Origin of the sequence: Frankia sp. KB5 (assembly GCF_002099325.1) — a bacterium.
Taxonomy (GTDB): Bacteria; Actinomycetota; Actinomycetes; order Frankiales; family Frankiaceae; genus Frankia; species Frankia casuarinae.
In genome coordinates this window covers 1-10,665 of sequence record NZ_MRUJ01000235.1, presented here as the reverse complement: position 1 = coordinate 10,665, position 10,665 = coordinate 1, and the positions used below count along the sequence as shown (strand labels likewise).

Below are 10,665 nucleotides of genomic sequence, written 5' to 3'. Positions count from 1 at the left end.
TGGCCAGCCGCCCCGGAAGGGGTGCGCGTACGGACCTCCGGCCGCCGGACGCTGCCGACTAATCGATCATCCCGCGAAGCGGCGAGCGGCACGGCCACGTCGGTAGAGCTGGACTACTTGCGGTAGCAAGCAACCGAGTGTGGGCAGGTCAAGCGTTGCTGCGACTACTTGCGTACCTGATTCCGTGTGTTGGAAGTGACGGACATCACGGTGTAATTTCGGTTCCTAGACGACCCGCGCCGCTTCTGCCTCGTCCACCGCCGCGCAAAAAGTGAAGTTCGCCAACCTGTTGCGTGCAGCGCTTCACGCCCCTGCTCGTCGACGCGGCGAGGCCGTGCCGGCACCTGCCCGGGGACAGGTGGTTCGTCGACGAGACGTATGTCAAGGTCGCCGGCCGGTGGACGTACCTGTACAGGGCGGTTGACCAGCACGGGCAGGTCATCGACGTCCTCGCCAGCGCACGACGCGACCAGGCTGCGGCACGCCGGTTCTTCACCGCGGCGCTGTCTCACGGCCGCCGGCCGGTCGAGGTCACCACCGACAAGGCCGCCGTTTACCCGCGGATCCTCGACGAGCTGGTACCCGAGGCCTGTCACGTGGATGCCGCGCGGGAGAACAACCGGATCGAATCCGATCACAGCCGGTTGAAAGCCAGGCTCCGCCCGATGCGCGGACTGAAACGGCTGCGCTCTGTCCAGACGATCAGCGCAGGGCATGCCTTCGTCCAGAACATCCGCCGCGGCCACTACGAACTCGGGATCGACACYGACYCGCACGCACGGCTGACAGCCGCGTTYACCGAGCTCACCCTCGCGATCTKATCACCCGTTCGGCAGGGTCAACCATGCCCTGCCTTCCCCCAATGCAACAGACCCGCTGCGGTCGGTCGAGGACCTTCTGGCACGCCGGTCAGGCGTGGCACTCCGGGAGGTGCCCACCGTTGAATTCCACCATTTCCGCGAAGAGCGGCTCGACCGGCAGCGCGGCTGCCGGCGGTGCCCCCTGATGCTCGGCGATCGCGCGGTGCAGGTTGGGGACCAGCCGCTCCGGGTCCTTCCAGCCGGCGAATCGGCCTGCCGAGCATTGGCGGGCCGCCTGGATCGGTGTCAGCCCCTTACGCATCGCGTCTCCGGCGGCGTCCCGCAGCCACAGTAGGTACGCCTCCGTCTCGTCGAAGRCCTCGGGGCCGGCGATCGTTCCGTGCCCGCCGACCACGACTTGGGCACCCGTCTCGCGCATCCGGCGGACAGCGGTCAGCGACCCCGCGACCGTGCCCATCAACAGGAAGGGCGTACACCCCGGCAGCACCACGTCGCCGGTGAACAGCACCTTCTCGCCGGGGAGCCACACCACGGTGTCGTGCCCGGTGTGCGCGGGCCCCACGTTGAAAAGCTCGGCCCGRCAACGGCCCAGGTGCAGCGTCAGTGCGTCGTGGTAGGTCACCGTCGGTAGCACCGGATCGACATTGCCCCAATTCACCTCCGGCCAGAGGCCGGTCAGTGCCAGCCCCGTCTCCGCCATCTCGGCCCGGGTGCCGTGCTGGGCGATGATCGTCGCCGTGTCGGCGAAAAGGTGATTGCCGAAGGTGTGGTCGCCATGGAAATGAGTGTTGACCAAGTACTTCACCCCGCCACGACTGAGGCCGTCCACTGCGGTGCGCAGCAAGGTCGCGCGCCGCTCGGTGGCCGCGGTGTCGACGAGCAGGATGCCGTCGTCACCCACCACCACGCCAGCGTTGTTGAGACACCAGCCTCCGTCCGGCTGGACATAGGCGAACACGCCGTCCGCCACCTCCGTCATACGTGCCGCCACCGCGCTGGCGGCGGCGCGAGTCGCTGTCACCGGACTTCCCGCTCCTCGGTGGAGGATACGGGCGCCGCCGCGCCGGCCAGCGTCCGGCGGCTATTGGCCCCCAACGCGTCCCGGAGGTAGCGGCGTCCCTCGGCGAGAGAACTGCTCGGGCCGAGCACCGTGCGCAGCGCGTCCGGGTCCAACACGACGGTGTGTCTCGCCGTGACCGAGTCGGGCCCGTCCGGCACCCGATGGAAGATCCACACCCCGCTGTGCCCGAGAAGCGTCGAGGGTGGCCGGGTCTGCTTGTAGGCGATTCTGTCGTTCGCCAGGCACACCCGCACCGACCGGGTGGTGTGCGTCGACCCGTCATCGCCGCTGACCGTGTCCATCTCCAACTGTTGGATGCCCGGCATCTCCTCGGTGAGCACCACACGGCGAACGTGCGGGAGCTGATCCGGCCAGCGGTCCGCCCGGTCGATGAAGTCGTACGCCTCCTCGGCCGACCCGGTGAGCTCGACGGTGTCCTCGAAGGTGAAGACGACTTCCGCGACCGGATGACCGAGCTCCGCCACCCGGCGCAACGCCGCCAACTCTTCGACGCTGTTGCGTTCCAGGGCCGCACTGATCCACTGGACGGCAGCGGCGTCGTCGTCCACCGCGGTGAACTCGTGGTCCAGGATCACCTCGGTGCGGCCACCGGGCAAGGGCAGGACCTGCCAGCGTCCGCTCATCGCCGCCACCGGTGGCTGGCTCCGTTCYTGGCGGAAGCCGATCGTCCGCAGGTGCCGGTCGACCTCACGCCGCGACGTCCACGTCTTGACCTCGCCGCCGACCAGGGCCCAGAGCTGGAAGTGTTCCTCGCTCTCCGTACGCTCGAGGTAGCGCAAGAAGATGTTCGGACCGAAGATCGCCGGCCACCGTTCAGCCTCGGTGAGCAGTTCGAAGACCAGGTCCGCCGGGGCCGCCACCACTTCTCGATGCGATGTCCGGTGCTTCGTAGGCACAGTAGGCGCACCCTTCACGACGTCTGCCGCAGCCGCTCGGCGCTGTTGACGGCGGCGAGCACGGCCTCCGGCGTACGCAGCTCCATGACCTGCTCGTCCGGCAACACGATGCCGTAGCGGCGCTGGATCTCGGCGGCGAGCTCCAGCAGGGCGAGYGAGTCGTAGCCGAGTTCGGTGAACTCCTGGACGGCGAAGTCGCCGTCCAGGGTTCCGCTGTCGTCGGCGCCGGAGTTCTCGACCAGAATCTTTTTCAGGTCCTCGAGGGTTATCAGAGACATGTCTTTCCCTTCGTGAGAGTGCGCGCGCTTGACCTGATCGGTGACTGGCGTGTGCCGGTGTCCGCGAGGATCTGGTCAGGCACGGACGACGACGGCGGAATTGAAGCCCCACCGGCCACGGGCCAGCACCAGCGCGACGGTCATGTTCCGCTCGCGCGGGGCGTTCTGAACGAGATCGATCCGATGTCCAGCGGCGACCTGCGCGTCGTGTGGGGTCGGCGGGATCACGCCCTCGCGCAGGGCCAGACAGGCGGTGACGACGTCGAGGGGGCCGCCGCCCGAGAAGAGCCGCCCGGTCCCGGCCTTGGGGGCGGTAACGGGCACCCCGTAGGGGCCGAACAGCCCGGTCACCGCCTCGGCCTCCGCACGGTCGAGCTCGGCGGTGCCGGCGGCGTCGGCGAAGACGACCCCCACGTCGGCGGTCGTGACCCCGGCGTCCTCGAGGGCCAGTTCCGCGGTCCTGCGCAAGCCCGGCGGTCGGCCCGACCCCGGGGCGGGGTCGAAGGTCGCCGCATACCCGGCGATCTCGCCGTACCGGGAGCGGTCCCCGCGCCCGTCCAGGCTCTCGCCGCCCTCCAGGACGAGGATCGCACCGCCCTCACCCGGGACGTGCCCGGAGGCCGCCGCGGCGAACGGCAGATACGCCTGCCCCGGATCATCCGTGGTGCTCACCGTGCCGCTGGAGAGATGCGCGCCCCGGCCCCACGGGCCGAGTGCGGAGTCGACGCCGCCGGAGATCACCAGGGGCGTGCCCCGTCGGATCGCCCGGCGGGCGTAGCCGATGGCGTCCAGCCCGCCTGCCTGCTCGCCGACGAGCGCCGTGCCCGGTCCGCGCAGGCCGTGCCGAATGGACACCTGTCCCGTCGTCACGGCGTAGAACCAGGCGAACGACTCGTAGACGCTGACGTGCTGGGGTCCGTCGTGCCACAACTTGTCGAACTCGCGGTGGGTGAAGTCGAAGCCGCCGCAGGCATTCGACGTCATGACGCCCATGTCGTACTCGTCCCGATCGTCGGGGCGCACACCCGCGTCGTTGATTGCCCAGTCGGCCGCGGTGAGCGCCAGCCGGGTAGAGACGTCGGTCTGGGGCAGCAACCGGCCCGGAAGGTGCCGGGCGGCATCGAAGCCGGTGATCCGGCCGGCGAGCGCCCCGACATGCCGGTCGTMGAATCTCGAGATGCCGGAGCGCCCCGCTAGCGTCGCCGCCCAGTACTCCGCGATACCCAGCCCGGTCGGCGCGACCACGCCGACTCCGGTGACGAAGACCCGCTGCGTCATGCTGCCCGTCCTCCGGGCTGACGAAGCACCATTGCGCTCTGAAACCCGCCGAACCCGCTGCCGATCGTCAGCACCGTGTCGAGGGTGGCCTCCCGGGCCACGCGCGGCACGTAGTCTAGGTCGCATTGGGGGTCCGGCAGCCGTAGGTTCGCGGTCGGGGGGATGACGCTGTACCGCAAGGCGAGAGCGCAGGCGGCCACCTCGATGGACCCGATCGCGCCCAGGGAATGGCCCACCATCGACTTGATCGAGCTGATCGGCACCCGACGCGCGTGCTCACCGAGGCTGGCCTTGACCGCCGCTGTCTCGTGTAGATCGTTCTGTCTGGTACCCGAGCCGTGCGCGTTGACGTAGTCCACGTCCGACGGATCGAGCCGGGACTGGGCGAGCGCGGTGCGGATCRCCTCGGCCATCTCCCTGCCGTCCGGCTTCAGACCGGTCATGTGGAAGGCGTTCAACCGGGTGGCRTACCCGGTGACCTCAGCGTAGATCTCGGCGTTGCGACGCCGGGCGTGCTCGTACTCCTCGAGCACGAACATGGCGCAGCCCTCGGCGAGGACAAAGCCGTTGCGCGATMGGTCGAACGGGCGCGAGGCCGTCGCCGGTTCGTCGTTGTACGACGTGGTGGCTTTGATGGCGTCGAAGCACGCCAGCACGATGGGTGAGATCGGAGTGTCTGTCGCGCCCGCTGCCATCACATCCACTACGCCGTCCTCGATGAGGTGCAGCGCGTGGCCGATCGCGTCCAATCCGGAGGTGCACCCGTCGGAGACCATGGTGACCGGGCCCTCCGCGCCGACGGTCCAGGCCACCTCGGCCGCCATCACGCTGGGCACCATGTGATCGAACATGTGCGGCGTCAGGTGCCGGGTGTCCATCTCGCGGGTTCGGCCGCTGTCGAACAGCACGAGGTACTCGGCTTCCAGAGAGGTAGCCGCCGCGACAGCGCTGCCGAGGCTCACCCCGATCCGGTGGGGTTCCACCCGGTCCAGCTCCAGACCGCTGTCCTCGACCGCGTCGCGGGTGCAGACCACCGCGAACTGGGCCGCCCGGTCCATCCGGCGGATCTGCCGTGGGGTCAGCCCTTCGGCCTGGGCATCGAAGTCGACCTCACCGGCCACCTGGCTGCGGAACGGCCCCGCATCGAAGAAGGAAATCCGCCGGGTCGCGGTCCGGCCGGCCGTCAGAAGGTTCCAGAAGTTCTTGGCTCCTCCGCCACCGGGTGCGCGTACTCCGATCCCGGTGATCACCACGCGCCGGTTCGGTTTCATGAATTCCTTTCCCCGTGGAGTAGTCACCTGTCGTTCACCGCCTCCGCCGCATGGCGGGCGAAGCCACCCGCCCGCGCGGCGAACTGGAGACCGCTGTGGCCCGCCCCGCAGACGACGTCCCGCCAGAACCGTCCGAGATCCTCGCCGTCGGCCTGCCCTCGGCTACCCGAGCCACGCATCAGCCGGTCCACCGCAGCGGAGAGATACTCCGCGGCCAGCGCGCAGTCCCGACCGTTACGGGACTCCTCGTAGGGCGTCACCGCGCCCTCGTCGAGCACCTGCGCCACCCGTTCCAGGAGCAGGCCCGCCGTGTCGATCTCCCCGCCGGAACGGGCCAGCACCATGTCGTACGCCAGCCGGTCCACCGGGCCGGATATGGCCGGGCCGGGCCGCTGCAACTTCGGTCCGATCAGCGACCACCACCGGTGCAGGGCGCCGCGGGCCGCCCCGAGCAGTGGACCGGTGAGAGTAAGGCCGTTGGCCGCCTTCATCGGTACCTGATGGCAGGGCGCGTCCTCCCCGGGAGCTGGCCCGTCGGCGAGCACCCGCAGGGACACCGAGTGGGACGCCGGAACCCGCACGTCGTCAAGAACGAGCGTGTTGCTGCCGGTGGCACGCATGCCCACGTTGAACCACGTCGGTTCGATCCGGTACGCCGGCCGYGGCACCGCGAAGAACCGGTACTCGTCCCGGCCGTCACGGACCGCCCGGGCGCACACCAGGGCCCAGTCCGAGTGGTCGACGCCGCTCACGTACGGCCACTGCCCGTTGAGCCGCCACGAGTCGCCCCCCGCAGCCGCCTCTCCCCCGGGCATCAGCCCCGCGACGATCAAGGCGTCCGGGCCGCCGGCCCAGACGGCAGCGCGGCCCGCTTCCGGAAGATAGGCTGCCATCCGGGCGGCYGCGGCGATCAGTGACGCCACCCAGGCCGTCGAGGCGCAGGACGCGCCGATGGTGGCCACGGCGGGCAGCAGAGCACCGAAGGTGCCACTGTCCCCCCCGTACCGCGTGGGCACGAAGTGCCGGGCGAACCCCGCGGCGAGCACGGAGTCGATCGACGCACGCGGGAGTCGCCGGTCGGTCTCCGCCTCACGCACGTGCTTGGCGGCCGACACCGCCGCCACCTCCGCCGCCGCCTGCAGAGTGGAACCGGCCGTGGTCAGCTTCATGTCTGCCTCCGGTGGTACGGCACTGGACCTCAGTAGTTGCCGAGACCGCCGCAGACGTTGATTGCCTGGGCGGTCACGGCGGCAGCCTCGTCACTGACGAGGTACTCGACCATCGCGGCGACCTCGTCCGGCCGGACATAGCGGCCGATCGGGACACGCGCGGTCACCCGGTCGTGCGCCTCGGCCTCGGTGACGCCCCAGAGCTTGGCGTAGGTCCCACGGACGGTCTGTGCCATGGGCGTCTCGACGAAGCCGGGGCAGACCGCGTTCATGGTGACGCCGGTCTTGGCCAGTTCCAGGCCCCATGCCTTGGTCAGGCCCACCACACCGTGCTTCGCGGCCGAATATGGTGCGCCGTTCTGCACTCCCTGCTTGCCCCCTGTGGAGGCGATGTTGATGATTCGCCCGCCCGCCCGCCCGGCCGGCCAGGCCACCGGCGCGCAGCGCTTCCCGGGTGACGATGAAGACGCTGTTGAGGTTGGTGTTGATGACGTCAAGCCACAGCTCGTCGGCGATCTCCGCGGTGACGCCGCCGCCGCTGCGTCCGGCATTGTTGACCAGAATGTCCAGCGGCCCGAACCGGTCGACGACCGCGCAGATCAGATCGGTGACCTGCGTCCCGTCCGTGACGTCGCAGGCCCGGCCGTCCACGGCGAGGTTCTGTTCCTGTAGTGACTTCACCGTCGCGGCCACATTGTCAGCCGATCGCGCGCAGAGGTACACCCGGGCGCCGCGACGCGCGAGCCGGGTGGCAATCTCCAGTCCGATACCGCTGGTGGCACCGGTGACCAATGCCACCGGCTGGCTCTGCTGGCTCATGTTTCCTCCGATGACTCCGCCATGGTCGGCCGACCCCGACATTGCGGCAGCCCTCTCGAAACGCGGTCGAGCCGTCGTGGAGCACCGGATGGGCCGCCGGGCGGCCGTTTCGAGTGCCTCTCAACCCACTCGCATTAGTTTCGCCGCAGCCCGGACCGCGGCCCGGCCGCGGGTCATCAGGAGAGGAAGCCAATGTCCGCCACCGCGATCAGCACCGATGTCTACACGCAGGTCCAGCAGTTCTACGCCCGGCAGATGCACGCGCTCGATGCCTGCCGCTTCGACGAGTACGCGGCCACCTTCACCGAGGACGGCGAGTTCAGCCACACGCCGGGGCGGCCCGCGGCCCACACCCGGGACGGCATCGCACGCGAGCTGCGGGCTTTCCACGAGGAGCGTTTCGCCACCGAGCCGGTGCAGCGCCGCCACTGGTTCAACATGATCCACCTGATCGAGGCCCCGGACGGGAGCCTGCGGTCCACCTTCTACGTGCTCGTGGTGACCAGCCGTCCCGGTGAGCGCCAGCCCGAGATCGCGCCCAGTTGCGTTGTCCACGACGTGCTGATCCGCGCGGACGGGGGGCTACTCAACCGGTCCCGGCGGGTCGAGCACGACTACCTGCTTGACCTCAAGCGCACTTGAGATTGCAGGCTGTTTCTGACGTCCCCGGCCCTGATGGGCCGGCGTCGGAACATCCGGAGAGGAGATCCATGCGGGCCGCGGCATTCTACACCTTCGGTGGTCCGGAGGTGCTACAGGTGGTCGAGGTTGCCACACCCGAAGCTGGGCCGGGAGAGGTTCGGGTCCGAGTCGAGGCGGCGGGCGTGCAAGCGTACGACTCGTCGGTACGGTCCGGCTGGACACCGCCGGGGCAGACCCTGCGGTTCCCGCAGATAGTCGGCAACGACTTCGCCGGTGTCGTCGACGAGATCGGCACCGGCGTCACAGACTTCCGGATCGGCGACGAGGTGCTCGGCTGGGCCATGCTCGCCAGCTGCGCCGAGTACGTCGTCGTCCTTCCAGAGCAGGTCGTCTCCAAGCCGTCCGGGATGACCTGGCCGCAGGCGGGCACCCTGTCGGCGTCGGCGCAGACCGCACACACCGCGCTGGACGAACTGAAGGTCAGCGTCGGCGACACTCTGCTGATCCACGGCGCCTCCGGCGGCGTCGGAACGGTCGCGGTGCAGCTGGCCCTGGCCGCGGGCGCGACGGTGATCGGAACGGCCGGCCCGGCGAACCAGGACTACCTGCGCTCGCTGGGGGCCACACCGACCACCTACGGCGACGGACTGGTCGACCGCGTGCGAGCCCTGGCACCCGGTGGTGTCGACGTCGCCCTGGACGCCGCGGGCGGCGCGGCCCTGGATGCCTGCCTCGAGGTGGTCGCCGACCGGAGCCGGATCGGCACCCTGGTGGATTTCGCCCGGGCGGACGAGCTCGGCGTACGATTCCTGCGCAGCCAGCGCTCGGGTCAGCGGCTACGGGCGATCACCGACCTGTACCGCGCCGGGCGACTGACGCTGACCGTGTCGGAGGTCTTCCCACTGGACCGGATCGCCGACGCGCACCGTCGGATCGACACCGGCCATGCCCGCGGCAAGACCGCCGTCCTGCTCCGGGGGTGAGCGGCGTGCTGATCGAGGTCTTCTACGACGTGCTGTGCCCCTGGTGCTACATCGGTAAGCACCGGCTGCGGCGGGTCCTGACGGATTTTCCCGGCCGCGACGAGGTTCGACTGCGGTGGCGCAGCTATCAGTTGTCACCGGACGAGGGGCGCATCCCTGGCCCGACCGCCGCCGAGGCGATGGCCACATGGACCGCACCGGACCAGCTGCCCGCGCGGCTGGCCCTGATCGAGCAGCTCGGCACGGACCTGGGCTTGGCTATCGACCTCGACAAAGCGCGTCCCGTCAACACTTTCGACGCGCATCGGCTGACCCATTTCGCGGCCGACCATGAGCGGGCCGATGCGCTCGTCGAGGCGCTGCTGCGGGCCTACCAGGCGGAGGGGCGGAACGTCGCCGACCACCTCGTCCTGCTGGAGTTGGCGCACGAGGTGGGCCTGCCCGAGGAGGAGACGGGCGCGGTGCTCGCCGGTGACCGCTACGCCGACGCCGTCATCGCCGATCAGCGCCGCGCCGCCGAGTTGCGGGTGAGCGGCGTGCCGACGCTCGTCGTCGACGGCGGCCGGCCGTTCTCGGGCATGCAGCCGCCGGAGATGGTCCGCGCCGAGTTGGACCGTGCCGCAGCGGCCTCCAGCGTCCGGTGACCGATCCACCGCCGGGCGGGGCATCGCCGATGGGCGATGCCCCGCCCTCGGGTGCCGCTTCCGGCGGTACTCCCGGACCGGTCAGAACGTGAGGCCGTGCACGCTCGCCACCTGGTGGAACGCCTCGATGGTAGCCGGCAACGCTGCCAGGGCACGGCGGTATCCGGCCCGCGCTTCGGCGAGCTCCGTACGAACCGACTCGTCGTACAACACGGCCTCCAAAGCCGTGCTGACGGACTCCTCGTCGAGGATTTCCTCGTGGACCATCGTAGCCGCGAACGGGTTGCCGCTCCACGTCGGCCGGACGAGATCGTTCCACCGCATCGGCCAGGTTTGGTACGACGGCAGGGGCCCGGGATAGGCGTCCAGCCACGAGCGTACGGCGGGGCTGGGCTCCCCGATCGCAGCGTGCAGACGTTCGACGCCGTTGTCGTCCGCCAAGTCGAAACCGTTGACGACGGCCACCCCGGGCACATCGGTCCACACCGCCCGTTCCAGGGCAAACGACGGCAGCGAGAGCGCCAGAACGGCGTCCGCGGCGCCGAGCAGGTCGAGGTACTCCCGCGCGCCGTAGCGGGGCCGCCGGTGCAGCCGGCCCTCCGGAAGGCGGCCGAAGGCTCCGAAGTCCGGGCCGGCGACGAGGAACTCGGTGGTGGCCGGCAGCCGGGTGAGGTAGTGCAGCACCAGTTCCGGGATACGCGCCGCCAGTTCCCGGGGCACTGTTGCATCGGCGGAGTCCGTTGTCCCACGGCCGCCGTCCGGTCATGATCGAGTGATGCGTCG

10 protein-coding genes and 2 pseudogenes are annotated in these 10,665 nt (G+C 69.9%); 4 read left to right on the top strand and 8 right to left on the bottom strand.

Going from position 1 to position 10,665, the window contains the following annotated elements:
- Nucleotides 1-293: 293 nt before the first annotated feature.
- Nucleotides 294-818 (top strand): annotated as a pseudogene (locus KBI5_RS20220) (IS6 family transposase); the annotation flags it as partial.
- Between the two features lie 91 nt (nt 819-909).
- Here the strand turns inward: KBI5_RS20220 and KBI5_RS20215 are convergent.
- The 7 genes and pseudogenes from KBI5_RS20215 to KBI5_RS20185 all read right to left on the bottom strand — a co-directional run bounded on the left by KBI5_RS20215 (nt 910) and on the right by KBI5_RS20185 (nt 7,613).
- Nucleotides 910-1,842, bottom strand: coding sequence for an MBL fold metallo-hydrolase (locus KBI5_RS20215; RefSeq protein WP_085016131.1), 933 nt, complete (start codon nt 1,840-1,842; stop codon nt 910-912).
- On the bottom strand, nt 1,839-2,798 hold the full coding sequence (locus KBI5_RS20210) for an aromatase/cyclase (protein ID WP_011438465.1): 960 nt from the start codon (nt 2,796-2,798) through the stop codon (nt 1,839-1,841). The genes KBI5_RS20215 and KBI5_RS20210 overlap by 4 nt, the downstream gene beginning before the upstream one ends.
- 14 nt (nt 2,799-2,812) lie before the next feature.
- The gene (locus KBI5_RS20205) at nt 2,813-3,076 is read right to left on the bottom strand and encodes an acyl carrier protein (protein WP_011438466.1); all 264 of its coding nucleotides are present in this window, start codon (nt 3,074-3,076) and stop codon (nt 2,813-2,815) included.
- Between the two features lie 75 nt (nt 3,077-3,151).
- On the bottom strand, nt 3,152-4,354 hold the full coding sequence (locus KBI5_RS20200; RefSeq protein ID WP_085016130.1) for a ketosynthase chain-length factor: 1,203 nt from the start codon (nt 4,352-4,354) through the stop codon (nt 3,152-3,154).
- Nucleotides 4,351-5,625 (bottom strand): beta-ketoacyl-[acyl-carrier-protein] synthase family protein, encoded by a 1,275-nt coding sequence (locus tag KBI5_RS20195; RefSeq protein ID WP_085016129.1) that lies wholly within the window; start codon nt 5,623-5,625, stop codon nt 4,351-4,353. The genes KBI5_RS20200 and KBI5_RS20195 overlap by 4 nt, the downstream gene beginning before the upstream one ends.
- Before the next feature lie 23 nt (nt 5,626-5,648).
- Entirely contained in the window at nt 5,649-6,794 is a 1,146-nt protein-coding gene (locus KBI5_RS20190) for an acyl-CoA dehydrogenase family protein (protein WP_011438469.1), read from the bottom strand.
- A gap of 29 nt (nt 6,795-6,823) precedes the next feature.
- Nucleotides 6,824-7,613, bottom strand: a pseudogene (locus KBI5_RS20185) (SDR family NAD(P)-dependent oxidoreductase).
- 192 nt (nt 7,614-7,805) lie between these two features.
- Between KBI5_RS20185 and KBI5_RS20180 the strand changes: the two are divergent.
- From KBI5_RS20180 to KBI5_RS20170, 3 genes are all read left to right on the top strand, one after another.
- Complete coding sequence (locus tag KBI5_RS20180; protein ID WP_011438471.1) at nt 7,806-8,255, top strand: nuclear transport factor 2 family protein; 450 nt, start codon at nt 7,806-7,808, stop codon at nt 8,253-8,255.
- Nucleotides 8,256-8,323: 68 nt separating this feature from the next.
- Nucleotides 8,324-9,238, top strand: coding sequence for an NADP-dependent oxidoreductase (locus tag KBI5_RS20175; protein WP_085016128.1), 915 nt, complete (start codon nt 8,324-8,326; stop codon nt 9,236-9,238).
- Between the two features lie 5 nt (nt 9,239-9,243).
- The gene (locus tag KBI5_RS20170; protein ID WP_085016132.1) at nt 9,244-9,882 is read left to right on the top strand and encodes a DsbA family oxidoreductase; all 639 of its coding nucleotides are present in this window, start codon (nt 9,244-9,246) and stop codon (nt 9,880-9,882) included.
- 81 nt (nt 9,883-9,963) lie between these two features.
- Here KBI5_RS20170 and KBI5_RS20165 read toward each other — a convergent pair whose 3' ends face one another.
- Nucleotides 9,964-10,602 (bottom strand): DUF6365 family protein, encoded by a 639-nt coding sequence (locus KBI5_RS20165; protein ID WP_023841934.1) that lies wholly within the window; start codon nt 10,600-10,602, stop codon nt 9,964-9,966.
- Nucleotides 10,603-10,665 lie beyond the last annotated feature (63 nt).

Coding starts and splice junctions, on each gene's coding strand:
- KBI5_RS20180 (WP_011438471.1), top strand. CDS start 7,806: ATGTCCGCCACCGCGATCAGCACCGATGTCTACACGCAGGTCCAGCAG.
- KBI5_RS20175 (WP_085016128.1), top strand. CDS start 8,324: ATGCGGGCCGCGGCATTCTACACCTTCGGTGGTCCGGAGGTGCTACAG.